18 protein-coding genes are annotated in these 26370 nt (G+C 60.7%); 8 read left to right on the top strand and 10 right to left on the bottom strand.

Going from position 1 to position 26370, the window contains the following annotated elements; genetic code table 11:
• Positions 1 to 5 precede the first annotated feature (5 nt).
• Positions 6 to 182 (top strand): hypothetical protein, encoded by a 177-nt coding sequence (locus DZG07_RS19860; RefSeq protein WP_162931670.1) that lies wholly within the window; start codon positions 6 to 8, stop codon positions 180 to 182.
• Positions 183 to 223: 41 nt separating this feature from the next.
• Here the strand turns inward: DZG07_RS19860 and DZG07_RS19855 are convergent, their stop codons facing one another.
• Positions 224 to 1117, bottom strand: coding sequence for an alpha/beta hydrolase (locus DZG07_RS19855; RefSeq protein ID WP_119821916.1), 894 nt, complete (start codon positions 1115 to 1117; stop codon positions 224 to 226).
• 250 nt (positions 1118 to 1367) lie between these two features.
• The gene (locus tag DZG07_RS19850; protein WP_119820035.1) at positions 1368 to 2036 is read right to left on the bottom strand and encodes a GntR family transcriptional regulator; all 669 of its coding nucleotides are present in this window, start codon (positions 2034 to 2036) and stop codon (positions 1368 to 1370) included.
• Positions 2037 to 3092: 1056 nt separating this feature from the next.
• Between DZG07_RS19850 and DZG07_RS24370 the strand changes: the two genes are divergently transcribed.
• Entirely contained in the window at positions 3093 to 3560 is a 468-nt protein-coding gene (locus DZG07_RS24370; protein WP_197716884.1) for a transposase, read from the top strand.
• Positions 3561 to 4037: 477 nt separating this feature from the next.
• Here DZG07_RS24370 and DZG07_RS19840 read toward each other — a convergent pair whose 3' ends face one another.
• A complete protein-coding gene (locus tag DZG07_RS19840) occupies positions 4038 to 5783 on the bottom strand; it encodes an IlvD/Edd family dehydratase (RefSeq protein WP_119821914.1) in 1746 nt (581 codons plus the stop codon).
• Between the two features lie 414 nt (positions 5784 to 6197).
• On the opposite strand from DZG07_RS19840, the gene DZG07_RS19835 reads away from it, so the two are divergent.
• On the top strand, positions 6198 to 6503 hold the full coding sequence (locus DZG07_RS19835) for a helix-turn-helix domain-containing protein (RefSeq protein WP_162931669.1): 306 nt from the start codon (positions 6198 to 6200) through the stop codon (positions 6501 to 6503).
• A 197-nt stretch (positions 6504 to 6700) separates the two neighbouring features.
• On the opposite strand, the gene pyc is transcribed toward DZG07_RS19835, so the two are convergent.
• Complete coding sequence (gene pyc, locus DZG07_RS19830) at positions 6701 to 10162, bottom strand: pyruvate carboxylase (RefSeq protein WP_119821912.1); 3462 nt, start codon at positions 10160 to 10162, stop codon at positions 6701 to 6703.
• Positions 10163 to 11594: 1432 nt separating this feature from the next.
• Between pyc and ilvD the strand changes: the two genes are divergently transcribed.
• The 3 genes from ilvD to DZG07_RS19810 all read left to right on the top strand — a co-directional run bounded on the left by ilvD (position 11595) and on the right by DZG07_RS19810 (position 16742).
• Entirely contained in the window at positions 11595 to 13322 is a 1728-nt protein-coding gene (gene ilvD, locus DZG07_RS19820; RefSeq protein ID WP_119820032.1) for a dihydroxy-acid dehydratase, read from the top strand.
• Positions 13323 to 13488: 166 nt separating this feature from the next.
• Positions 13489 to 15003 carry an aldehyde dehydrogenase family protein gene (locus DZG07_RS19815; RefSeq protein ID WP_119820029.1) on the top strand — a complete coding sequence of 505 codons (1515 nt, stop codon included), beginning with the start codon at positions 13489 to 13491 and terminating at the stop codon, positions 15001 to 15003.
• A 29-nt stretch (positions 15004 to 15032) separates the two neighbouring features.
• Positions 15033 to 16742, top strand: coding sequence for a GMC family oxidoreductase N-terminal domain-containing protein (locus DZG07_RS19810; protein ID WP_119820027.1), 1710 nt, complete (start codon positions 15033 to 15035; stop codon positions 16740 to 16742).
• Positions 16743 to 16945: 203 nt separating this feature from the next.
• Here the strand turns inward: DZG07_RS19810 and DZG07_RS19805 are convergent, their stop codons facing one another.
• The 6 genes from DZG07_RS19805 to DZG07_RS19780 form a co-directional block, all read right to left on the bottom strand.
• Complete coding sequence (locus tag DZG07_RS19805; protein WP_119820024.1) at positions 16946 to 18229, bottom strand: FAD-binding protein; 1284 nt, start codon at positions 18227 to 18229, stop codon at positions 16946 to 16948.
• Between the two features lie 186 nt (positions 18230 to 18415).
• On the bottom strand, positions 18416 to 19504 hold the full coding sequence (gene ugpC, locus DZG07_RS19800) for a sn-glycerol-3-phosphate ABC transporter ATP-binding protein UgpC (protein WP_119820021.1): 1089 nt from the start codon (positions 19502 to 19504) through the stop codon (positions 18416 to 18418).
• Between the two features lie 54 nt (positions 19505 to 19558).
• A complete protein-coding gene (locus DZG07_RS19795; protein WP_245429530.1) occupies positions 19559 to 20221 on the bottom strand; it encodes a carbohydrate ABC transporter permease in 663 nt (220 codons plus the stop codon).
• A gap of 224 nt (positions 20222 to 20445) precedes the next feature.
• On the bottom strand, positions 20446 to 21291 hold the full coding sequence (locus tag DZG07_RS19790) for a sugar ABC transporter permease (protein WP_119820019.1): 846 nt from the start codon (positions 21289 to 21291) through the stop codon (positions 20446 to 20448).
• Positions 21292 to 21388: 97 nt separating this feature from the next.
• Positions 21389 to 22537, bottom strand: a complete 1149-nt coding sequence (locus tag DZG07_RS19785) for a sugar ABC transporter substrate-binding protein (protein WP_245429529.1) — start codon at positions 22535 to 22537, stop codon at positions 21389 to 21391.
• A 209-nt stretch (positions 22538 to 22746) separates the two neighbouring features.
• Positions 22747 to 23436 (bottom strand): GntR family transcriptional regulator, encoded by a 690-nt coding sequence (locus DZG07_RS19780; protein WP_119820013.1) that lies wholly within the window; start codon positions 23434 to 23436, stop codon positions 22747 to 22749.
• Positions 23437 to 24055: 619 nt separating this feature from the next.
• Between DZG07_RS19780 and DZG07_RS19775 the strand changes: the two genes are divergently transcribed.
• Together DZG07_RS19775 and DZG07_RS19770 are read left to right on the top strand one after the other, a co-directional pair.
• A complete protein-coding gene (locus DZG07_RS19775; protein ID WP_119820010.1) occupies positions 24056 to 25225 on the top strand; it encodes an ABC transporter substrate-binding protein in 1170 nt (389 codons plus the stop codon).
• A gap of 28 nt (positions 25226 to 25253) precedes the next feature.
• A complete protein-coding gene (locus tag DZG07_RS19770) occupies positions 25254 to 26231 on the top strand; it encodes a PQQ-dependent catabolism-associated beta-propeller protein (protein ID WP_162931668.1) in 978 nt (325 codons plus the stop codon).
• Positions 26232 to 26370 lie beyond the last annotated feature (139 nt).

Below are 26370 nucleotides of genomic sequence, written 5' to 3'. Positions count from 1 at the left end.
ACCGCTTGTTCTGGTCGCTTACAGGCGGCTCTATCCGCATTGCGATAGCGCTGGGCGGTGGATGGATTGCTCTGAAGCTGACCGGCTCGATCAACGGTCTCTTTGCGGCAATCGCGCTGGCGCTAGCGGTCTACGGCCTGACTATCCTGACTGCGGTGCTGTCGGGCACCTGGTTTCGATAACCTCCATAGGATCACGGTTCCGGGCGACCGTATGACCGATGTCAGGCGGCGCTGGAAGCCGAGAAAAAGGAAATGAGGGCGTCCGCAGTCTCCTGCGGAGCTTCTTCCGGTAAAAAATGCCCAACCGCAATGCCATGGCCTGTCACATTCGGGGCCGTCTCCTCCCATGTCTCGACGACGTTATAGAGCTTGCCGACAAGCCCCTTCGTTCCCCAAAGCGCTAGCAACGGAGCATCAATACGCCGATCCTCGTCGCCGGCATCGTGAACGAGGTCGATGCTTGCAGCTGCCCTGTAGTCCTCGCAGGTCGCGGAAATGGAAGCCGGATCCCGGAAGGATCGGCAGTATTCGTCAACGGCAGCGTTCGAAAAGACCGCCATGCCACTTTTGCCCCAGGCAGCCAGCTTGCTGCGCAAGTAGAAGTCCGGATCAGCGCCAATCAGCTTCTCGGGAAGAGGGGCGGGCTGGATCAGGAAGAACCAATGATAATAGTGCGTTGCGAACTCTCGGTCTGTGTTGGCGTACATTGTCGCCGTCGGTGCAATATCGAGGACCGCGAACCGTTCCACTGCGTTCGAATGATCCAGCGCCAGCCGACGAGCGACCCGGCCGCCACGATCATGACCGGCGACAGAAAAGCGGTTGTGGCCCAGTCGGCGCATGACTTCGACCTGATCCGCAGCCATCGCCCGCTTGGAATACGTCAGATGATCGGGCGAGGAATGCGGTTTGTCGGAAGCGCCATAGCCACGCAGATCGGTCGCCACAACAGTGAATCCTGCAGCAATCAGCCGGGGCGCGACAGCGTGCCAGCAGGCCGATGTCTGCGGATATCCATGCAGCAGCAGGACGGGGGGACCGTCCCCGCCGATACGGGCGCGGATGGAAATCCCCGTGGACAGCACGATTCTCTCGTCTCTGAACCCCGCAAACATTGTCACCGACCTGATCTCCTGCATTCGCAGACCATGAAAGCTGGGCTGCCACCAGAGGCATCGGCTTCAGTCCGGGAAACTTTCGATGCGACGGAGCGGCGGCTCCGGTCTGACAAGTGTCAGCAACAAGACGGCGACCACATCGGCGTCTTGTCCCCAAATAAGCGAGGGGTCGTGCCGAAGGAGCCAATATCATCACCCGCTGCTGGCTCCAGTGAAGACCAGCCAAGGACATTCATGCCTCGCACTGCTATGCAGCAGTCTCTTGCTTATCTTCCCAGACGAACTCGTTGATCGTGCGTTTCAGATGGACGGTCATAAGCGCGCACGTAGTCTGAATGTCGCGGTCGATGGCGGCGTGGGCGATTTGTTCGTGTTCGGCGTGCAGGTCCCGGCTGGTGCGCGGATGCTGCAGCGCAAGGGCCCGATAGCGTTCGCTGTGCTGATAGAGATTGGCCCTGATCTTGATATACCAGGGATTGCGGCAGGAACTGACAAGCGTGCTGTGGAAGTTGGCATGAGCCTTGAGCCAGTCGATCGACACGCTGCCACGTTGACCACGCTCCTCGGGTGTTTTGGCGAGTTCGTGAAGCGCCGCCACCAATCGCCCCTCCCAAGCCAGGTCGGCGTGCTCGATGGCGTTGGTCAGGCAGAGACGTTCGATTTCGATGCGGGCCTCGAACAGGTGGTAGGCCTCTGATTTATCGAAAGGAACCACCCGGAAGCCGCGCTGCGGCTCGGCCACGACCAAGCCATCCGCCACCAACCGGGACAGTCCCTCGCGTATAACGCTGGGACTGACAGACATGGATTGAGCCAGCTCTGCAATCTTCAATTTTCCATCCGGTTTCACCTGCGCGCCCAGAACATAGGCATGCAGTTTCTGATAGGTCGCCTCTGTGAGGCTTGATTGGTTCATCGTCTGGATCCTAGGTGCCGGAAAAGTCTATAAAAAAGCACGACGCGACTCAATGTATAATCGAAGACTTTTTGCCGGTGGTATTCGTTAACGAGCACGGGCGCTCTTTCCCGTCCCAATTGAGCCACTGGCCACGTGGGATGGAGTCCGGCGCACCGCCCATCCCGCGATCCTTCTCCATCATTACTCCATAAAAAAGATTTTCCTCGACAATTTCGGCGTTGGCTATACAAATAGGGAAGAGACAGAGGCCAAGCGTTGAATTGAGGAAGTGGGCTAAAAAAAGGCGGTTTGAATGTGTGTCTGGATCGTGCTTCCGAGCGGACCGTCGAGAAGCTATCGACTAGAGGGATGTGCTCCACCGGGGCGGACGTGATCGTATTCGGCCGGGATGAACAGCGGGGCACTATTGAAATCACGCCGACCGAGGATGTTTGAACGTGTCGGGTATTCAAGGGAGGAATAAATGCCAACGATAATAGCGAGGCAATCGGTCGAGTACGTCGAATGCTGTGGAGTTGTTGTGCCCGTCACAACCAATGCCAGAGATGAGAGGGCTGCCTACAAGGAAATTGCCTTAGGAAATATGATTGTATTGGCTGTATCTCTGCCGGTCTCTTTGGTCATCTTCTATTTATTGCTCTAGAAGCAATAAACCGCCGGCTCTCATCGGAGAGTCTACTGCCTATTCTCCCGCCTGTGGCGGGAGACCATGATGCGTGTCCTTTGTTTTGTCCTCGTCGAGGGCGTGATCAACCATTTTGCTTAATCGCAGCTTTAGCAGATCTCGCCTTAGGCGAGTGGTATGAGACTGTGCGCGGGTTGGCTGGGCGGCGTGGTGTGCTCGTGATCCTTTGATTCGAGCAAGGGAGGTTTGCGATATCTCGTCGTCGGATTGCCGGGAGAGCTTTGGCTTCAGAGATGGCAGAGGTTGCTCGACGATCTGGGTGGGGTGATTGATTGGGTGCGGATCGAGCGCCTGCTGGTCGGGATATCGAGCGCGGCCAAGGGTGAAGCTGCCTAAATAGCTACTCGCCGCTGGCGCTGTTGAAGGCGATGCTGCTCTCGGTTTGGTACAACCTTTCGGACGTGAAGCTTGCCGAGGCGCTGGATGACCGGTCCTCGTTCCGGACCTTCTGCGGGTTTTCGTCATCGGAGCCGATGCCTGAACGCACGGCCTTCGCGCGCTTCCGCAAGACCCTGGTGGAGCGGCAACTGGACAAGGTGCTGTTCGACGCGATCACCGCCCAGCTCAAGGCCAAGGCGATCCGGGTGAAGGCCGGCACGCTGGTCGATGCCACCATCATCGCCTCGGCCAGCGAAGACGATTGCGAGACTCATTGGGTCAAGCACAAGGGCAAGCCTGCGGTCCACGGCTTCAAGGCTCACGTCGGCGCCGATGCCGATACGACCCTGGTGGAGGAAGTCGCCATCACGCCGGCAAATATCAATCACGGCAAGGCCGGCGCCGAGGCTCTGCCCGACGTCCCCGGTGAGGTGTTCGCCGACAGCGCCTATCAGTGAAGCCGTTTCGGTTCGCGGTGCGGGCCAAGTGTGGCGTGCCGCGTATTGTCGCCACCGGCATGTGAAGACGCGACGAAGCCGAGACGTTCAAGCGCCTTGATGCCTGGAACCGGCGGATCCATCGCGTTCGGGCACGCATCGACAAGATCTTCGGCACGTGGAAGCGCAGCTACGGCCTACGACGGATGCGATGGCGAGGCCTTGCCAAAGTTGCCGTGCAAGTCCGCATCACCGCCATCCGCCTACAACCTCAAACGCACGATCAGCATTGTCGCAACGGCGCGGTGAGACGCCAACGTCGTGTCGAAAGCCAAAAGGCTGACGCGACAGCATGACCGTGCCATCACGCCTCAAATGGAGACAGCGGTCGCCCAGCCAACCCGCGCTCAGGTCTCATTATGCATCACCATGCCAATGGCGGCAGGTTGATACCAGTGCGTCTCCCTCGTATACGGCTGTGTATGCGCGCTTGGCTTTCTAGTGGCCGTTTCGATCCAGCGGGATTGCAGACCCACGCTTGCCGACAAGAAAATCGAGGTCGGCGCCCTGATCGGCCTGCAGGACCGTGTTCAAGTAGAGCAGACCGTATCCGCCTGTGATGGGCAGGTCTGGCTTCACCCACCCCCCCAAACGCCTCGCCAATTCCGCATCGGAAACCTGAAGTTGGATCGTGCGAGCATGCACGTCGACCGAAATCAAGTCGCCGCTCTGGACGACAGCCAACGGACCGCCGTCCGCAGCCTCCGGCGCAGTGTGCAGAATGACCGTGCCGTACGCCGTGCCGGACATGCGCGCATCCGATATGCGGATCATGTCTCGGATGCCCTTCTTCAGCAGCTTCGGCGGCAAACCCAGATTGCCGACCTCGGCCATGCCCGGGTAGCCTTTCGGACCACAGTATTTGAGAACCATGATGCAGCTCTCGTCGATGTCGAGATCGTCCAGGCCGATGCGGGCGTGGTAGTCCTCGATGCTCTCGAAGACCACGGCGCGGCCGGTGTGCTGCATAAGGTGCGGTGATGCGGCGGACGGTTTCAGGACCGCGCCCTTTGGCGCGAGATTGCCGCGCAGAACCGCAATTCCACCGGATTGGGTCAGCGCTTTTTCGCGCGGAACGATCACCTCGTCGTTGTAGTTGACGGCGTCCTTGACGCCGTTCCAAATCGTATCGCCACTGACGGCCATGACATCCTTGTGCAGCAGGCCCATTTCACCCAGCGCCTTGATGACCACGGGCAGGCCGCCCGCATAGTAGAACTCTTCCATCAGGTGCTTGCCGGAAGGCTGCAGGTTGACGATCGTCGGCACATCGCGGCCCAACCGATCCCAGTCCTCCAACGACAGATCGACGCCAACGCGTCCGGCCAGCGCCAGAAGATGAATGACGGCGTTGGTCGAGCCACCAACCGCGCCATTGACGCGAATGGCGTTTTCAAAGGCTTCCTTCGTCAATATATCCGACGGCTTGAGGTCTTCCTTGACCATATCGACGATGCGACGGCCGGTAAGCTGCGAAATGACGCGGCGGCGCGCGTCCACCGCCGGGATCGCGGCGTTTTCGGGCAGTGTCATCCCAAGAGCTTCTGCCATCGACGCCATGGTCGAGGCGGTGCCCATGGTCATGCAACTGCCTGCCGACCGAGCCATGCCCTGTTCGGCATCGATGAACTCGTCGATCGACATCTTGCCGGACTTCACCATGTCCGAGAAGTGCCAGATCGCCGTGCCCGACCCGACGTCCTTGCCGCGCCACTTGCCGTTCAGCATCGGACCGCCGGACACGAGGATCGCCGGAATATCGACCGACGCAGCCCCCATCAGAAGCGCGGGTGTGGTCTTGTCACAGCCGCCGAGCAGAACGACGCCATCGATGGGATTGCCCCGGATCGCCTCCTCGACCTCCATGGCCGCCAGGTTGCGGAACATCATCGCGGTGGGGCGCAGCGTGCTTTCACCGGTCGAGAAGACGGGGAACTCGACCGGAAACCCGCCTGCTTCATAGACGCCTCGTTTGACGCGCTCGGCCAACTCGCGCAAATGCGCGTTGCACGGGGTCAATTCCGACCAGGTGTTGCAAATGCCGATGATGGGGCGTCCATCGAACGTGTCGCCTGGCATGCCCTGGTTCTTCATCCAGGAACGGCACATGATCGCGTTCTTGCCCTTGCCTCCGAACCACTCATAGGATCGTAGTTGGCGTGGCCACTCGGCCTTCTTTTTCATCGTTTCATCCTCCATGAACTATCACCCGACACGCCGGGCCGAGAAATGCGACAGACCGATCATGAACTATGGCTACGAAGCCAGGGAGCGTAAGAAAAGCGCACCACACATGCCGGTGTTCTTGAGTTTCAACCGTAGAGCGCCTAGACGATAAAGTCTACATATTATGGAAACATCTTTATTTTATCGACAAGCATAGAGCGATAGCCGACAAGGGAAGCCTTGGATGTCCTCGTCGCAATCGGTGCAAGGTCAATCGGCTCTCGCAGGAATGGCGCGCTGACGGAGTCACCATCCCTTCTGGGAGCTGTCAGGGTAGGGCGTGCCGGAGAAGACGGGATAGTCGGTGTAGCCCTCCGCGCCTCCGCCATAGAAAATTTTCGGTCGTAGGGGGTAAGATCGAGGTTTCGGCGCATGCGGCGCCCAATTGCCCGCAGCCTCGCGCGCGTCGGAGAACGGTGGACGATCCTGATTCTTCGGGACGTCCTCAATGGCCGGACGCGCTTCGACGAATTCCAGGAAAGCCTTGGCATCGCCCCCAACATCTTGACGGGGCGACTAAAGGCGCTTGTCGTGGCCGGATTGCTCGAAAAGCGACGCTATAGCGAGCGGCCGGCCCGGGACGAGTATCTGCTGACCCAACGTGGTCAGGATTTCCGGCTGGTGATTGTGATGCTTCAGACGTGGGGGAATGCGCATTTCGCGCCAGACCCGTGGTGATCGACGCGATCAGTGGGTTGCCGGTCGATCATACCGCTTTCCGCACCGTGCCGGGGCCAGGCGCAAAAGAGCGAACACGCCAGCGCTACGCGCGCAGACTATGATGGTCGCCGCTGCAAACATCATCGACAATACGCATATCACGACACTGCTACGTCGCGATCGCGTAATTTTCATCCCGCGGACCTGAGCTCCATTCATCTGCAATAGGCGACTATCAAATCCTTCGCGTCGATCTGGTCGCCGGTCTTCACCAGCACCTCGGCGATCGTGCCGTCGCGTTCGGCGTGCATGGCCGTTTCCATCTTCATCGCCTCGATGGACAACAGCACGTCGCCGGCCTTCACCGCCTGTCCGGCATTGACCGCGAGCGCCGAGATCACACCCGGCATTGGCGCGCCGACATGGGCGTCATTGCCCGGCTCCGCCTTGCGGCGGGCCTTGCCGTTGGAGGCGCCGTGCGCCCGGTCCGGCACCTTGGCGCGGCGCGGCTGGCCGTTGATCTCGAAGAACACGGTGACCATGCCCTTCTCGTTGACCTCGCCGATGGCGAGGCAGCGGATGACCAGCGTCTTGCCCTTCTCGATGTCGACGAAAATCTCGTCCTCGGCCTTCATGCCGTAGAAATAGATCGGCGTCGGCAGCACGCTGACCGGACCGTAGGTCTCCTGCGCGCCGGCGAAGTCCGAAAACACTTTCGGATACATCAGCCAGGAGGCGAACTCCTGCTCCGTCAGCTTGCGGCCGAGTTTTTCCTCGACTTCCTTGCGGCTCTTCTTCAGGTCGGCGGCCTTCAGCAGCGAGCCGGGACGCACGGTGATCGGCCTGTCGCCCTTCAATGCCTTCTTCTGCAAGGCCTCCGGCCAGCCGCCGGGCGACTGGCCGAGGTCGCCACGCAGCATGGAGACGACCGAGTCGGGGAAGGCGATGTCCTTGGCCGGGTTCTCGACATCGGCGACGGAAAGCTCCTGGCTGACCATCATCAGCGCCATGTCGCCGACGACTTTCGACGAAGGCGTGACCTTGACGATGTCGCCGAACATCAGATTGACGTCGTGATAGGCCTGCGCCACCTCGTGCCAGCGGGTTTCGAGTCCTAGCGAGCGGGCCTGTTCCTTCAGATTGGTGAACTGGCCGCCCGGCATCTCGTGCAGGTAGACCTCCGAAGCGGGGCCCTTCAGGTCGCTTTCGAACGCCGAATACTGGTTGCGCACCGCTTCCCAGTAGAACGAGATTTTCCGGATCCATTCCGGATCGAGACCAGGGTCGCGCTGGGTGCCCTTTAGCGCCTCGACGATCGAGCCCAGGCAGGGCTGCGAGGTGTTGCCGGAGAAGGAATCCATTGCCGCGTCGACCGCGTCCACGCCGCTGTCCACGGCGGCGAGCACGGTGGCGGCCGACAGGCCTGATGTGTCGTGCGTATGGAAATGGATCGGCAGATCCGTCGCCTCGCGCAGCGCCTTGAACAGCACGCGCGCCGCGCCCGGTTTGAGCAGACCGGCCATGTCCTTGACCGCCAGGATGTGTGCTCCGGCCTTCTCCAGTTCCTTGGCGAGGCCGACGTAATATTTCAGATCGTATTTGGCCCTATCCGGATCGCCGATGTCGCCGGTGTAGCACATCGCCGCTTCGCATAGTTTTCCCTCGGCGCCGACGGCGTCCATGGCGACGCGCATGTTCTCGACCCAGTTCAGGCAATCGAACACCCGGAACAGGTCGATGCCGCCCTCGGCGGCCTGCTTGACGAAATGCTGGACCACATTATCGGGATAGTTGGTGTAGCCGACGCCGTTGGCGCCGCGCAGCAGCATCTGCAGCAGCAGGTTGGGTGCCGCCTCGCGCACCAGCGACAGGCGTTCCCAGGGATCTTCCGTCAGGAAGCGCATAGCGACGTCGAAGGTCGCGCCGCCCCAGCATTCCAGCGAAAGCAATTGCGGCAAGGCGCGGGCATAGGTGCCGGCGATGCCTGCTATGTCATGCGTGCGCATGCGGGTCGCCAGCAGCGACTGGTGGCCGTCGCGCATGGTGGTGTCGGTGACCAGTACCTGTTTCTGGGCACGCATCCAGGCGGCGAATTTTTCCGGGCCAAGCGTGTCGAGCTTCTGCTTGGTGCCGTCGGCGACCGGCTTGTCGAGATATGGAACCTTCGGCGCCGCGGCATCGGCCTTCGGCATCGGCCGTCCTCGCGTTTCGGGATGGCCGTTCACCGTCACGTCGGCGAGATAGTTGAGCAGTTTCGTTGCACGGTCCTGCCGCTTCACCTGGGCGAAGAGTTCCGGCGTCGTGTCGATGAATTTTGTCGTGTAGGAATTGTCGTGGAAGCTCGGGTGGTTGATGATGGCTTCCAGGAAGGTCAGGTTGGTCGCGACGCCGCGGATGCGGAACTCGCGCAGCGCCCTGTTCATGCGGGCGATCGTCTCTGGGGCACTTGGCGACCAGGCGGTGATCTTCTCCAGCAGCGGGTCGTAGTAGCGGGTGATGACCGCACCGGAATAGGCGGTGCCGCCGTCGAGGCGGATGCCGAAACCGGTGGCGCCGCGATAGGCGGTGATGCGGCCGTAATCCGGGATGAAGTTCTGTTCCGGGTCTTCCGTGGTGATGCGGCACTGGAGGGCGTGGCCGTTGAGGCGGATATCCTTCTGCGCCGGCACGCCCGACTCCGGCGTGCCGATGGCGAAGCCGTCGAGGATGTGGATCTGCGCCTTGACGATGTCGATGCCGGTCACCTGCTCGGTGACGGTGTGCTCGACCTGGATGCGCGGATTGACCTCGATGAAGTAGAATTTTCCGGTATCAGCGTCCTGCAGGAACTCGACGGTGCCGGCACCGATGTAGTGCGTATCCCTGGCGAGCTTCAGCGCGTAGCCGCACAATTCCTCGCGTAGCGCCTGGTTGAGGTAAGGCGCTGGGGCGCGTTCCACGACCTTCTGATTGCGGCGCTGGATCGAGCAGTCGCGTTCGAACAGGTGGACGGCGTTGCCATGCGTGTCGCCCAGCACCTGCACCTCGACGTGGCGGGCGCGTTCGATCAGCTTTTCGAGATAGACCTCGTCCTTGCCGAAGGCGGCCTTTGCCTCGCGCTTGCCTTCCGTCACCTCGCGTAGCAGGTCGGCCTCGCCGCGGATGGCGCGCATGCCGCGCCCGCCGCCGCCCCAGGAAGCCTTCAGCATCACGGGGTAGCCGACCTCCCTGGCAAGCCTCTTGATCTCTTCCGCATCGTCGGGCAGTGGATCGGTCGCCGGGATGACCGGCACGCCGACCTCGATGGCGAGATTGCGCGCCGCGACCTTGTTTCCAAGCCGGCGCATTGTCTCCGGCTTCGGGCCGATAAAGGTGATGCCATTTTCGGCGCATGCCTCGGCGAATTCGGGGCTTTCAGAGAGCAGGCCGTAGCCGGGATGGATCGCATCGGCGCCTGAGAGCTTTGCGACGCGGATGACTTCCTCGATGGAGAGGTAGCTCTCGATCGGACCCATGTCCTTGGCCAGATGCGGTCCGCGCCCGACCTGGTAGCTCTCATCCGCCTTGAAGCGATGGAGCGAATATTTGTCCTCTTCCGCCCAGATCGCTACGGTTTTGAGGCCGAGTTCATTGGCCGCGCGGAAGACGCGGATGGCGATTTCGGAACGGTTGGCGACGAGGATCTTGGAGATGGGCACGGCGAGGTCCTCCGGGGCGTAAATGTTGCGCAAAATCCCGGGACGGCAATTGCCCGTGCGGTATGCGTTGTCCAAATCAGCCCTTGCCTGGCAAAGTGCCATCAACGACAGAGAGACACGGCCAGAGGTACACTCATCTTTCATATAAAAAAAGATGTTTAAAATTTTATCGACTTTTTGACTTCTGTAACGTGTTCGCCAGCGTGTGGAGGCTACGAATTCGCGCTCCGTCGTCGGTCACAGAATCAGTTCGGGTCGATCGAGTCGAGCGCTCTGCCAAGTAACGTCTACCAGTCGAGCCTGACCGCAGGTTATGAGCGCGCATCGCATCGGCGATGCTGCACTCTTTGGGCCTGACAACGCAGGAAATCCATCAACCCGAGATCACTCACCCTCTTTTTCGGAACAGACACTCGGACCGAAGCATCGCCGCGATTCGCGCGATACCATATTCGTGATTTCGCGAGGAGAATCTTGAGGTCATGACGTCGGCCGCGCAGTCACAGGGACCGCTTTCCGCAAGCGAAGCAATCACGCCCACGCACAGTTTCAGTTGCGCAATACGATCTCGACGATTTGAAGCGTCGCCTCGCCGCCGCCCGAGTACCGGATAAGAAGCCGGTCAGCGACCAGACGCAGGGTGTAACCGCTGGCGAAGGCTCAGGCGTTTCTCAACTCCTGGCGCGATCATTACGACTGGCGGAAGGTCGAAGCCCGTCTCAATCTATCCGCGGTTTCGCACGACGATCGATGGGTACGGCATTCACTTCCTTCACATCCGCTCATCGCATGCCGTCGCACTTCCGATCGCTCTGACCCATGGCTGGTCGGGCCCATTGAGTTCTTCGAGATCATAGAACCACTGACCGAGCCGACTCGACACGGCGGCAGGCCGGGAAATGCATTTCACATCGTTGTCCGTGTCAAACGGCTTTCAAAACTGACCCCCAATCTGGAGTGCGCCCCTCGGAGGCGACGGGATCAGGCGGTGGTTTTGCCCATGGCCGCTTCCCGCGTGAGATATTCTGGGCACCAATCTGTTCTACTGGAACGAGTTCCTCAAGGGCGGCCATTTCGCGGCCTTCGAACAGCTGATCATGCCCAAAACAAAAGGCCGTCTCTATCGGCATTCGTGATGGGGACTATGCCTGCCTCCGCGACAGCCTTTGATTCGGGTTGATTACCCATGCCGATAGACAAAGGCGGCGAACGCGCATTCTCATTTCAAAAAAGATTATTTCATTTTTTGTAGACATTATATTGATCGGTCGATAACATCGAATTTGGAGGTGGCGTACATGTGTCCGCCATTCGACGCGGAACCAAACCGACCGGATAGAAACGATAGGTCAGGGCACCGGAGTTGAACTGGGCGCAAAGGGTCGATTCTACGAAAGCGCTTGTACGACCAGTAAGGGAACGAGGAGGAGGAATGACAGTCGATCGCTCTGCCAAGCAAAGCCTACCCAGCAGGCACGTGACTGAGGGGTATGAGCGCGCATCGCATCGGGCGATGCTATACTCGATGGGCTTGACCAAGCAGGAGATCCATCAGCCTTTTGTCGGTGTGGTCTCGTGCTGGAATGAGGCAGCACCCTGCAGCATTTCTCTGATGCGCCAGGCGCAAGCCGTAAAGCGCGGAGTGATCCGCGGCGGTGGAACGCCGCGCGAGTTCGCGACGATTTCCGTAACAGACCTCCTGGCGATGGGCCACGAGGGCATGCGCGCTTCGCTGCCATCGAGGGAATGCATTGCCGACTCCGTCGAGCTGACGGTTCGGGGTCATGCCTATGACGCTCTGGTCGGTCTCGCCGGCTGCGACAAGACCTTGCCGGCACTGATGATGGCCATGATCCGGCTCAACGTGCCCTCCATCTTCATCTACGGCGGATCGCAATTGCCCGCTCAGTATCGCGGCAAGTCGATAACGGTTCAGGACATGGTGGAGGCGGCCGGCAAATATTCCGTGGGCGAACTGTCCGCCGAAGAGCTCGAGGAGATGGAGAGGGTGTCCTGCCCAACCTCCGGATCATGCGGCGTGCAGGCGACCGCGAACACCATGGCAGCCGTTTCGGAGGCCATTGGCCTCGCCTTGCCGTATTCGTCTGGCGCTCCCGCCGCCTATTTCAGCCGCGACGCGCTTTGCGTCGTGTCGGGAGAAAAGATCATGGAGTTGGTGATGCGGCAGCTCCGCCCGCGCGACATCGTGACCCGCAAGTCGCTCGAAAACGCCGCGGCGGTTGTCGCCGCTTCCGGCGGATCAACGAATTCGACCCTGCACCTTCCGGCGCTCGCGCATGAATGCGGGATCAAGTTCGATCTGTTCGACGTCTCCGAAGTTTTCCAGCGCACCCCTTACATCGCCGATCTGCAGCCGGGCGGCAAATACGTTGCCAAGGACATGTACGATATCGGCGGCGTTCCGCTTCTGATGAAGGCCCTTTTGGACGGCGGCTACCTTCATGGAGACTGCATGACCGTGACAGGCCAGACGGTCGCGGAGAATCTGGCGGGCGTGAAATGGAACCCCAACCAGGATGTCGTCCTTCCCGTCAGCGCGCCGAAGAGCCCGACCGGGGGTGTCATCGCGCTTCGCGGGAATCTGGCGCCGGAGGGTGCCGTCGTAAAGGTGGCCGGCCTGGCAAAGACGAAATTCAGCGGTCCGGCGCGCTGCTTCAACAATGAGGAAGACGCATTCATCGCGGTTCGCGACCGCAGATACGAGATGGGCGATGTAATCGTCATCCGTTACGAGGGCCCCAAGGGCGGCCCCGGAATGCGGGAAATGCTGGCGACCACCGCCATGCTCTACGGCCAGGATACATCCGGAGAGGTGGCGCTCGTCACGGATGGGCGGTTCTCCGGTGGAACGCGCGGCTTCTGCATCGGTCATGTCGGACCGGAAGCCGGCGTCGGCGGCCCGATCGCCCTCCTGCGCGACGGCGACATCATCGACATTGACGCGGTCGCGGGGACGTTGGACGTCCGGTTGAGCGATGACGAGCTTCAGGCGCGCGCGCGTGCGTGGAGCCCGCCCCAGGACAGGCGTTACCGCTCCGGTGCGATATGGAAATATGCACAGCAGGTGGGCCCGGCCTTTCAAGGGGCCGTGACGCATCCCGGTGCTCAGCCGGACGAGCAAACCTATGCAGATGTCTGAGACGGAACGCCGTTGTGCGGCGATCCGGCGCGCCGCTCGAAAGGGATTGAGATCGCTTGAGGATCGAGCGGCCTAACGGAATGCAACGGCATCGATCGCTGATGACCCAGAACGAGCCCGCGTCTCCGAGCCGACCCGGTGAAACGAACCTACCAGGAGGATAACCATGAACGTGCATCTTAAGGCCCTGCTCACTCACGACCCCGAAACACAGCTCTCGGCCAAGGCCCGCGCCTTCGCCGCGCGTCCGAAGCAGCTCTTCATCAACGGAGAGTTCTGCGATGCTTCCGACGGCGGCACGTTCGCCTCGGAGGATCCGGCGACCGGCAGGAAGATCTGTGATTTCGCATCCGCCACCGCGCAGGACGTGGACGCCGCGGTGCGTGCCGCCCATGCCGCCTTCGAAACGGGCTGGCGCGACATGGCGCCGGTGGCCCGCGCCGCCCTGATCTTCAAGCTGGCCGACCTGATCGCCGACAATGCAGAAGAGCTTGCCCAACTGGAAAGCCTCGACAGCGGCCGGCCCTTGAACGTCACCCGGGTGCTGGACATTCCGTTCCCGGTCGAGGCCCTGCGCTACTATGCCGGCTGGGCGACGAAGCTTTCCGCCCGTACGATCGATCTCTCGCTTCAGAGCGACGCGTATCACAGCTTCACCAGGCGCGAACCGATCGGCGTAGCGGCCCTGATCGTCCCGTGGAACTTCCCGTTCGTCCAGGTCGCCTTCAAGCTGGCGCCGGCGCTCGCCGCCGGATGCACCGTGGTCATGAAGCCGGCGGAACAGACGCCGCTGACCACGATCCGGCTGGCCGAACTCGTCATCGAAGCCGGCTTCCCGAAGGGCGTGGTGAACATTCTCACCGGCTTCGGTCGCCCTGTCGGCTCGGCGCTGGCCGAACATCCGATGGTCGGCAAGGTCTCGTTCACCGGCTCGACGCAGGTGGGCAAGTCGATCGTGCAGGCGGCGTCCGGCAATCTGAAACGGGTCGGCCTGGAGCTCGGCGGCAAGTCCCCGAACATCGTGTTTGCCGACGCCGACATGGACCTGGCGATCCCCGGCGCCGCCAATGCCATCTTCGCCGGAAGCGGGCAGGTTTGCGTCGCGGGCTCGCGGCTGTTCATCCAGCGCTCCGCCTTCGACAAGGTCGTGAGCGGGATCATCGATCATGCGTCGCGCATTCGCATCGGCGCCGGCCTCAACAGGGAGACGGAAATCGGGCCGCTGATCTCGGATGTCCAGCGGCGCCGGGTTTCCTCATACGTCGATGCGGGGCGCAAGGCCGGCGCAGACGTCGCCCTGGGCGGCAGCGCGCTCGGCGAAGCCGGCTACTACTATTCCCCCACCGTGCTTGTCGGCACCACCCCGAACATGACCGTCCAGCGGGAGGAGATTTTCGGGCCCGTGGTCTGCGCGGTGCCCTTCGACGACATCGACGATGTGCTGCCTCTGGCCGACCACGAGGTCTACGGGCTCGCTTCGAGCGTCTGGACCAGGGACATTTCGACGGCACATCACATTGCACGCGGGCTCAAGGCCGGCGCCGTGTGGGTCAACTGCCACGGCGTGTATGACCCGAACCTGCCGATCGGCGGCTACAAGCAGTCCGGCTGGGGCCAGGAACTCGGACAGGCCGGCGTCGAGGCGTTCACCTCGCTCAAGTCGATAACCTTCAGGCTCTAGTTCCAAGGCGGGTGGGAGGAGAAAGCAAAGTGGCAGAGTTTGATTACATCGTCGTGGGCGGCGGCGTCGCAGGTTGCGTCGTCGCCAACCGGCTCACGGAAGATCCGAACGTAACCGTCGCCGTGCTGGAATTCGGAACGTCCGGCAACGACAAGCGGCATATCGTGCGCACGCCGCTCGGGATGGTCACGTTCATGATGCCGAACCTGGCATTCCTGGGCGGCCCCAAGATGATGTATCTCTACGAGGCCGAACCCTCCCGCGGCCTCGGGAACACAAAGATGGTGCTGCCGCGGGGCAAGGCGCTCGGCGGCAGCTCCATGGTCAACGGAATGATCTACATCCGGGGCCAGAAGCGGGACTACGACGATTGGCGCGACCTGGGCAACGTCGGCTGGGGTTACGACGACCTGCTCCCCTACTTCAAGAAGTCCGAGAACTTCGTGCTGGCCAGCGAACCCGACGCGACGCGCAACTTCCGCCTGGGAGGCAAGCCGGTCAAGGACCAGATCGACATGGCCTATCACGGCGTTGGCGGACCGGTGAGCGTCGCGCCGCCGCGCTCGCCAAACCCCATGTGCCAGACCTATTTCGAGGCTTGCGCCGCCGCCGGCTACAAGCTGAATGCCGACTTCAACGGCGCCGACCAGGAGGGCATCGGCTACCATTGGCTCACACAGAAGGGAGGAGAAAGATTCGGGGTGGAAAGCAGCTACGCTAGGCCGGCAAGCTCACGTCCCAATCTGACGATCATCACTCAGGCGAAAGCGCTGAAGATCCTCTTCGAAGGCAAGCGCGCGACCGGGGTCTCATACGCCCGGGGCGAACAGACCGCACAGATCAGCGCGCGCAAGGAGGTCGTCGTGGCCACAGGGGCCTTCGTGTCGCCCCAGCTGCTGATGCTGTCCGGCGTCGGCGATCCGCGCGAAATCAAGAGGCAGGGCATCGAGGTTCTGCATGAACTTCCGGGCGTCGGCCGCAACCTGCAGGACCACATCGACACCTGGACCAAGCAGCGATCGACCACCAGACAAACCTACGGGATCTCCTGGCCGACGATGCACGTCAATGCGATGCACGTTCTCAAATGGCTTACCGCGCGGCGTGGCATGTTTTCCTCAAACACGGCGGAAGCGGGCGGCTTCGTCAGGTCCGGTGCGGATGTCGACCGTCCCGATCTTCAGCTGTTCTTCACCTCCACGATGGCCTCGGCGCAAGCCGCCGACAGCTTCTGGGGCCACGGCTGGGCGATGCATGCCTGCCTCCTTCGCCCGCGCAGCATCGGTCATGTCGGTTTGAAGAGCGCGGACCCGTACGATGCTCCGCTGATCGCGCCCAATTTCTTCGACGATCCCTACGACATGGAGATCCTCGTGCGCGGCGTGAAGATCATGCGGCAGATCGCGCAGGAACGGCCTTTCGATCCGTACCGGGGCGAAGAAGTCGCTCCGGGACCGGAGGTGAACAGCGACGACGAGATCGTCGCCTATATCCGCCAGAACTGCATGACGATGTTCCACCCCACGAGCACATGCAAGATGGGAACCGATCCCCTGGCTGTCGTTTCCCCGGACTCGCTCCTGGTGCATGGCCTGGAAAACCTGGCGATCGTCGATGCATCGGTCATGCCGGCGGTCATCTCCGGCAATACCTTTGCCCCGACCGTAGCTGTGGCAGAGAAAGCCGCGGACCTCATCAAGGCGCGCGCCAAGGCGACGAGCATCCGCATAGCGGCTTGAGCGCACGATATCGGGCTGCGCCCAGCCGCTGGCGGCATCGCGCTGTGGTGGCGGACATCGGCATAACCGACACCGCGTCGCGCTTGATGGCCGCGCCACAGCTTCGTGCAGAAAGGACCCAGCCGCAGGTCCGGTTGCCAATCTCTGAACGCCTTCCCGGCTCGCCATCGACACCGGGAGGCGCTTGATCCCCTGTGCGCTCCTCAGAAGAGCGTGCGGTCCACGAACCTATTCCGGAACTTTCCGTGAGGATCGTGCGCTTGGATCAATGCCTTGAAATCCGACAGCCGCGGATATTGGGCCTGTATGCGCTTCGGCGACATCGTGAACAACTTGCCCCAATGCGGGCGTGGATGGAATGGCGCGAGCGCGGTTTCAACCTTAGGCAGGATTGTCTTCAATGCCGGCCAGTCCTGCCTGAAAGAAAAGTGAAACGCCACACATGGCGTCCCGTAGCATGGACTCATCCAGAAATCGTCGGCCGCGATCGTGCGAATCTCGCCGCCGACCAGAATATCCTTGAACAGGCCGCCATGGCTCCGCAGCGCTCGTATCGCACCCGTTGCATGTGTCCTCGGTACAAAATACTCGACCTGGAGTTCGTCGCCGCTTGCCGGCGTGAAGCCGGCCCGGAAATGGGGAAGTCGTTCATGGGCGGCGCCCGGCACGCCCATCTGCTCGGTGCAATGGATGGCATCCAGGCCTTCCATCGGATGCAGGTTCTGCGTGGCCGGCCGCGCACCGAAAAGATCGCTCCTGGCGATAAAGGGCGCGTCCGCACGGATCGCGCTCTTGATCCACACCTGCTCGATGTCGTCCGATTGCCACACCGTGAAGGTACTGACGCTGTAGCCGCTCGAAACGATCTCGTCGAAATGGTCTGCGAGCGCCGCAATGGGCAAGCCGCGGAACACATCCTGCCGAACGTGAAAGGCGGGCTGCAGATCCAATGTGAACTTCGTCACGACACCAAGCGCGCCGAGATTGACGACGGCACCGGCGAACGTGTCGCCATCGGCAGCGCGCGAAAGGGACACGAGGTCGCCGGCGCCGTCGATGAATTGCAGTTCGGCGACGGCCACCGCGAGATTGCCCAGAGCTCCCGATCCATGGGTTGCGGTCGCGCACGCGCCTGCCACAGAAATGTGAGGCAGCGACGCCGTGTTGTGAAGCGCGAACCCACGCTCGTGCAGATATGGTCCAATTTCGCCGTACTTGATACCTCCTTCCACCGTAACGCGCCGGTTCGCAGAGTCCACCGAGACCACGCGGTTGAGATTCTCCAGCGAAATATGGGTTCCATCCGTATCTGCGATGTCGTTGAAGCAGTGGCGGGTGCCTACGGCGCGCACCTTCGTTGACGCCCTTACGGCCTCCTGCGCCTCTTCGACCGTGGTTGGAGCGACAAAGCGCTCGGCGCCGTAGGTCAGGTTTCCGGCCCAGTTGGTGCGCGAGGCGGCGATCCGCGGCGCGACAGATTGGTTCATGGCATTGCCTCCACAGATTGGCTTCATATTCGTTCCAGGCCCAGCTCCATGCCCCTCAGGAGCATTCGCCGGCAGGGTTTATGCCCGCATGTCGGCGACGTGCCCTGAACAGTCCTCTACGTCGCGATCATCGACCGCAGGTCACGAGGGTGCAGAACGTCGCCATAGCGCTATGTCCGCCGGACTTCAGGCCTGGCCTACTCCAGCGAAAATCCGGTCTCCACTGCGCCGATCGAACAGGAGCGCGTCGCTTTCGAGAAAAGCGACGTTGACCGTCTCCCCGATCTGCGGCCGGATCCTTCCCGCCTGCTTTATGGTCACCAGTTCTTTGCCGGTATCAAGGATCAGCTCCGTCTCGAAGCCAAGTTGCTCGACGTTGCGCACACGGGCTGAAAAGCCATGTTCCCCTGCATCGCGGTCAGATGCGAGACGCATGTGTTCCGGCCGAACGCCCACAAGAATATCGCCTGGAGCGCCGCTCGGAGCGGCAATGCTTGGAGATGAAGGCCCCTCTCCGACGCGGATTCGCTGGCCCACATTGATGCCGGTCAGCATGTTCATCTGAGGCGATCCGATAAACTGGGCGACGAAGGCGCTGGATGGGTTGTCGTAGAGTTCAAGCGGAGTTCCCACCTGCACGATCCGCCCGTCCTTCATGAGGACGATGCGGTCGGCCATCGTCATCGCTTCGACCTGATCGTGAGTCACATAGACCGTCGTCACGCCGAGCTGGCGCTGCAGGGAGCGGATTTCACTGCGCATCGTCACGCGCAATTGCGCGTCGAGATTGGAAAGAGGCTCGTCGAACAGGAAGGCCACGGGTTCACGTACCATGGCCCGCCCCATGGCCACCCGCTGCCGCTGGCCACCCGACAGTGATCGAGGGTAGCGATCCATCATCTGCTCGATGTTGAGCGTCCGCGCCGCGGCCAGAACTCTGCGTTCGATCTCGGCGCGTGGCATCTTCGCCTGCTCGAGGCCGAAGGCGAGGTTCTTGCGGACAGTCATGTGCGGATAGAGCGCATAGGACTGGAAGACCATCGCTATGTTGCGATCTTGGGGTGCCAGAGCGTTGACAGGCCGGCCGCCAAAGCTGATGACGCCCGAAGAAATCGTTTCCAGCCCGGCAATGATGCGCAGCAATGTGCTCTTGCCGCAGCCTGACGGTCCGACGAGCACGACGAACTCCCCCTGATTTATGGTGAGATGAATATCATGCAGCACGCCGACCGAGCCGTAGCGCTTCTCGAGATCGGTAATGGTGATGTTGGTCATGATTCTCCACCGCAAATGAGATTTCACAAGGCTGCAGCGTCACTGCTTACTTGATTACTTGACCGCCCCCGCCGTGAGGCCACCGACCAAGCGGTTCTGCATCAACAGTGCGATCAGATAGATCGGAACGATGCCGGCGATCGACGCCACCGCCATCTGCCCGAAGTTCACGAGCCTCTCACCCTGGAAGAGTGATATGCCGACCGTCAGGCCGCGCACGGACGGATTCTGCGCGAAGGCCGAGGCGAAAAGAAACTCGTTGTAGGCTAGGATGCCGGCGATAAGCGCCGTCGAGATCATGCTCGGCACCAGAAGAGGCAGGTCGATGACAAGGAAGGTCTTGAGGTAGCCGGCGCCGTCGATCCAGGCGGCTTCGTCGAGGGCGCGCGGAACCTCTTTTATGAAGCCGCGCATGAGCCAATAGGCGACCGGCGCGTTCATGAGGCCGTAAACCAGAATCATTCCGGGAAAGCTGTTGAGCAGTTCGAGCTTCCTCAGCAAAAAGAACAGTGGCAGGAGCGCGACCACCGGCGGCGCTATATAGGAGCCGAGCGTGATCGATCCCAGAGCCGCGCCCACCTGCAGCCGCACCACGGCATAGGCAGCGGGAACGGCGATCAACAGCGTCAGGATCGCCGACGCCACCGAGATCAGAAGAGAACGCCAGACATACCCCGTCAGATCGACGATCTCGAAGGCCTTGGTCCAGTTATCCAAGCCCGGCTCGGCCGGAAAGAACGTTCCGAGAAGAACCTGGTCCGGAGATTTGAAGGAGGTTGAGAACAAAAACACGATAGGCAGGAAAAAGAAGCCCAGGGCGACGCTGAGTGCGCCTACTCTAAATGCGTATCGCCACGCAGGCCACCGCCCGGGTTTCCTTGAAAGTCGCCCGTCGCGTTCACCTCTCCCGCTATTTCCCGCAAAGCTCGATCCGACCTGCATCATTGATGCCTCTCACTGTATTTGTGCAGCCATAGGATCGGTAGCGTGACGAGTGAGACGAACAACGCGAAGATGACGGTCTGCGCGGCCGCTGTCCCAACGTCGAACTTCTGCAAGCCGCTCTGCCAGATTACAAAGCTCGCATAGGATGTGGCATAGCCAGGACCGCCAAAGGTCAGGATGTAGACCAGGTCGAACGTCTTGAAGGCCATGATGATGCGCAGCAACAGCACGGCTATCAATCCGGGCGCCGCGATCGGAAGGACGATGCGCCAGAAGATGACCGAGGGGCGGGCGCCGTCGATCTGCGCCGCCTCGCGGATGTCGTCCGGCACCTGCAAGAGCGCGGCATAGGCGAGAATCGCGACAAATGGCGTCCACTGCCACGTGTCAGCTACGAACAGGGACAGGCTCGCCCAAGGCTCCGAGCCCAGGAAGGAAATGGGTCCGCTTGTAATTCCCCAACGCTGGAGGACGCCGTTCAGCAGACCGCCGCCCGGAGCAAGGATAAGCTTCCAGGCGACGCCGACAAGCAGCGGCGGCGTCATCAGAGGAAGCAGGATCACGGAGCGCACCAAACTGCTGTGCCGGCGCAAGTCGATCAGCAGTACCGCAAGCGCGACCCCGAGGACCATCTGGAGCAAGGCGACCGGAATGGCGAAAAGCAAGGTCCGCAGCAATGCTGCCGGAAAATCCCAGCGCGACAAGAGCCAGGAATAGTTGCCCAAACCCATGAAGGCGCGAAATGGATCTCCCAGCGTTGACTCGGTTAGGGACAAGGCGACCAAATAGAGCAGCGGATACACCGCGAAAAGCAGAAGCCCTATCGCCAGCGGCGCCAGCATCACGACAGCGGTTGCGCGGGACGAAATTCGCCACCGCGCTTGGGTCGGGTTCCCGGCCTGCCGTACCGCCGCTTGGCTCGACGTTATGGCGTACCCGCTAGCCAATGATCCGCTCCCAGGTGGTCTGGGCGTCGCCCATCGCCTGTTCGGGCGTTTTCTGTCCGGCCAGCATGACCGACAGCTCATCGCAGAGGGACTGCATCAATTCGGGCGACTGCGGGATAGTCGGCCATGCCAGGTCGTTGCCGATCGACTCCTCGATGGCGCGCTTCACCTTCGGCGCAAAGTTGCCGAAGGCCGCCGATTCGAGGTTCGACTTCCGAATGGGGTCTATTCCGGTGCCGGTCGTCAGAAGCAGCTTTTCGCAGATCTGGGGAGTGACGGCCCAGCGGATGAAGTCGAAAGCGAGATCTGGATTTTTGGATCCGGCGGGGATCGCCCAGGCGAATCCTGCATTCAGAGCGGCCAGCGATTTCTTGGCCTTTCCGCCGCGCGGAAGCTGAACGACTTCCCATTTGTCTATGATTTTGGAGCCCTTCGGATCCTGGGCATAAATGCCCATGTCCGTCCAAAACTCGATCATCGCCCCTTTCCCGGAGAGAAACGCCGGGAGGCCCTGCTCGAACGCGACCTCGCTGGGTGTTGGAAGGCAATGAGGGGCCGCCCGGTTGAGTTCAACGGCTGCGGCGATCGCCTCTTCGGAGGCGAGGTTGGCCTTGCCGTCGACGATAAGGCTTCCGCCAAAGCCTGCGAGCCGGTTGACGTAAGCGCCGCCGAGAATGATCGGCGCCTTGAAGCCCATTATGATGGCGCCGTAAATTCCGTTCGCCTTCTCCGCTTCGGTGATGACTTTTGCGGCCTCGAAGTATTCGTCCCAGGTCGAAGGTGCTTTCAGGCCGTGACGGTCGAAAATCTCCTTGTTGTAGAAAAGAACATGGGTGTCCCTGTCATAAGGCAGGCCGTAGTAGCGGCCATTCACCAGCGTGTAGGTATCTCTAACGCCGGGGATGAAGTCATCCGGATTGATATCGCCTTTATGGGCGTCGATGCGGTCAGTAATGTCGAGGATGGTCCCTTCGGTAGCGAGCGCCCCCACGCTTGTGTACCAGTAGTCGATCACGTCGTACTGGTTGTTGCCCGACTGCACGTCCAGCGTCGCCTGCTGCTGTAGCTGGTCGTAGGGTACTGCCGTGATGTTGAGGGTGACGCCTGTCTGCTTCAGGAATTCGTTCTTCAGAATTTCCACCGAGCCCGCATGCGGCTGTACGATCATGACGTTCAGCGTCTGGCCCGCATAGGCGCGGGACATCAGCGCTTGCGGAAGGCCAAGCACCACGGCAAGTCCGCTTGCGCCTCCAAGAAACGAACGACGGCGTATAGACGTATTGAAAATCTTTCCCATTCTTTCCTCCTAAGTTTCTCCCGGCATGGGGCCACAGCGGCCACATGCGCCGGCTAAATTGTCTGCATTTCTCCGTCGCGATGCCCTTCCCAGCTCAAATCTCTGATGGTCCGCTTGAGATGAACGGTCATCAACGCGCAGGCGGATTGCACGTCCCGTGCGATGGCCGCATCGGCGATCTGCCGGTGCTCGCCCTGAAGGTCGCGGTCAATCGTCGGAAGCCGCAAGACATGCGCCCGAAAGCGCTCGCTGTGGACAAAGAGATGCGATCGCATCTTCAGATACCAGGGATTCCGGCACGAACTGACCAGTGCCGTGTGGAACTCCGCATGGGCTTTCAGCCAGGTGCTAGAAGCGTCCTCCGGGTGCTGTCCGGGTTCTTCGGGGGTCCTCGCCAACTCATGAAGAGCTGCGAGCAGTTGCCCCTCCCAGACCAGAGTCGCGTTCTCTATGGCGTCCGCAAGGCAAAGACACTCGATTTCAACGCGTGCTTCGAAGAGGTGACGGACCTCAGATATCTCAAAGGGTGCGACGCGAAATCCGCGCTGTGGCTCGGCCACGACCAACCCTTCCGACACCAATCGGGACAGGCCCTCGCGCACGACGCTGGGGCTTACCGACAAGGACTGGGCCAGCTCAGCGATCTTCAACTTGCCGCTCGGCTTCGCCTGCGTGCCCAACACGTGAGCATGCAGCTTGCGATAGGTGGTCTCCGTCAGGCTGGATTTTGATCTGATGGCCATAGGGACAAAGTTGCAGAGATACGACAAAAAGTCTACAATAATTAATATCGTCTATTTAAATTCTCAAAATGTCGGACCTGTGCCCGTGCGACGAACTTCCCATCTCTCTCAGCGATGAGCTTCGATCTCGCAAGGAGTCGCGCCAAATTAGGCAAGAAGGCCGCATCTAAGGACGGCGCGCGCCACATCAGCGTTCAATTCTGGTTCTTCACCTTTCCACGCTGAGCTGACGTCACAATGACCACAAACAGCAGAAAAAAGATTTTAGTTGACTGCAAACTATTAAGTCGTTACGAGCTTCGCTGCAATTCAGAACGCAGGCTGGGTTCTACGGTCGATCGGACCGCCTCACTTTGAAGCACCGAGTGCCCGTGGTGAAGGCCGTGTTGGATTCGCTCAGCGTGGCAGGATGCAACCATCATCGAATTTCCGCTGAACCGCGCCGAGGTGAGGGGTGCTGATCGTCGGACTGCTTTTTTGCCGATCTTGGTGAGTGACACCGTGGTGTCGCTTGGCGTGCCCGCTTAGCGCAATAGGAGAAGTAGTTGTATCGATGAATATTTTGCCAAGCACGGCGTTGTCTCTCCTTTTTTCCCTTGCGGTCAACTTTTCGTTGGTCATGGCGCAGGAGAGCCGACCGGCCATGGCTCTCGCACAGCAGGAAAGGCATATCACCGAAATCAGGATCGGCTATCTGCGCGCCTATGAGCCGCAACTGGCCCTCTCCGTCTTGGATATCCCCCCACGTGACGAAGGTGTTGCTGGCGCAGAAGTGGCAATCGGCGACAACAACACGACAGGCACCTTTCTCCATCAGAAATTCACGCTGGATGTAGTCGAGGTGAAACCCGATACGGGCGTGGTATCGGCCATCAAGGCGATGGCTGCCAAAGGTGACCGCTACGTGCTTGCGGACATCTCGGCTAGGCACCTGCTGTCGGTCGCAAGCATTGCGCGCGACAATGGCATCCTGCTTTTCAATGTCGGTGCGACTGACGACATTCTGCGTGAGGAAGAGTGCCGTGCGAACGTCTTTCACATCGCGCCCACGCGCACGATGCTGGCTGACGGTCTCGCGCAGTATCTGATCTGGAAGCAATGGCGGCGATGGGTCCTGCTATATGGCTCTCATGAGCGCGATCAACTTTTCGCCGAAGCGCTGCGCCGCGCGGCTACACGCTTTGGCGGCGAGATCGTCTCTGAGAACCTGTTCGAAGATACCGGCACAGCGCGAAGGACGGATTCCGGAGTCGTGCAGGTTCAGCGACAGATGCCCGTGTTCACACAAGATCTTCCTGATCACGACGTCGTCTTGGTCGCCGACGAAAGCGAGGTGTTCGGCACGTACGTACCATTTCGGACCTGGATCCCGCGGCCGGTCGCGGGAACCGCGGGCCTTGTCCCCTCTGCCTGGCACCCGGCGAGTGAACAGTGGGGCGGTACGCAAATCCAGAATCGCTTCGCCAAGGCTAATGCACGGCGCATGCTTTCCAAGGACATGGCGGCATGGACGGCGGTGAGGATCATCGGTGAGGCCGCAACCCGAACGCACAGCGCCGAGCCTCAGAAGATGGGTGAGTTTATCCGCTCGGACGATTTCTCGATCGCCGCATTCAAAGGTCAAAAGTTAACGTTCCGCAAATGGAATTGGCAATTGCGGCAGCCGATCTTCCTCGGCGACGGGCGTTCCGTCGTGTCGACCTCGCCACAGGAGGGCTTTCTGCATCACGCTTCCGAACTTGACACGCTAGGAATCGACCGGCCGGAAACGAAATGCGCCCTCAAGTAAAAAAGCACCAACCAGAGGAAGAAGGTTCATGACGGGACGACGACTGACATTTTTTGCTGCCGCCATGCTTGCGGGTTTCTTCGCCAATCCGGCATCGGCATACACGGTTTACGTTTCCAACGAAAAAGACAACACGGTCAGTGTCATAGATTCGAACTCAATGGAGGTGGTCGGGACGATCGATGTCGGCCAGCGCCCACGCGGCATCACGATCTCGCATGACGGCAAGATGATATATGTCTGCGTCAGCGACGACGACATCATCGAGATAATCGACACGGCTACTCACAAGATCATCGGATCGCTGCCGTCCGGGCCTGATCCTGAACTGTTCGTTCTCTCGCCCGACGGCAAAAGGCTCTATGTCGCCAATGAGGATGACAATATGGTCACGGTGATCGAGCTTGCTTCAAAGAAGGTGTTAGCTGAAATTCCGGTTGGCGTCGAACCCGAGGGCATGGGCATCAGCCCGGACGGAACCGTAGTGGTCAGTACGTCGGAGACGACGAACATGGCCCATTTCATCGATACGTCGAGCAATAGGATCACGGACAACGTATTGGTTGATTCAAGGCCGCGTTTTGTCGAATTCAAACCCGACGGTTCCGAGGTCTGGGTCAGTGCGGAAATCGGGGGAACGGTCTCGGTAATCGACATCGCTAGCCGTGAGGTGAAGCAAAAGATTAACTTCGAACTCCCCGGCATGAGTGCGGAATCGATTCAACCTGTTGGCGTCCGAATCACCGCTGACGGCAAGAAAGCCTATGTCGCTCTCGGCCCGGCAAACCATGTCGCAGTCGTTAACACCGAAACCTACGAAGTCGAAAAATACGTGCTGGTTGGCCAGCGCGTCTGGCAACTCGCATTCACCCCCGACCAGAAGACGATCATCAGCACCAACGGCGCCTCGAACGACGTCACCTTCATCGACGTCACGACCGATGAACCGATCCAGTCGATCACTGTCGGCGCGCTTCCGTGGGCTGTAGTGGTCGCTCCCAATTGAATCAGCAAGTCCAAAGCCTCAGAGGGCAAGCGTTTTCGCTACGCCGGCTGACTTGGCGCTAACGGAGAGCCAAGCCTGGACGCAAGCGGGAGTGTGGCCGGCGCCGCGACTGAGAAGACAGGCGCCACAAGCGCACAGG

The organism is Mesorhizobium sp. DCY119 (assembly GCF_003590645.1).
GTDB lineage: Bacteria > Pseudomonadota > Alphaproteobacteria > Rhizobiales > Rhizobiaceae > Mesorhizobium_M.
This window is presented reverse-complemented; position numbering and strand designations above follow the sequence as displayed.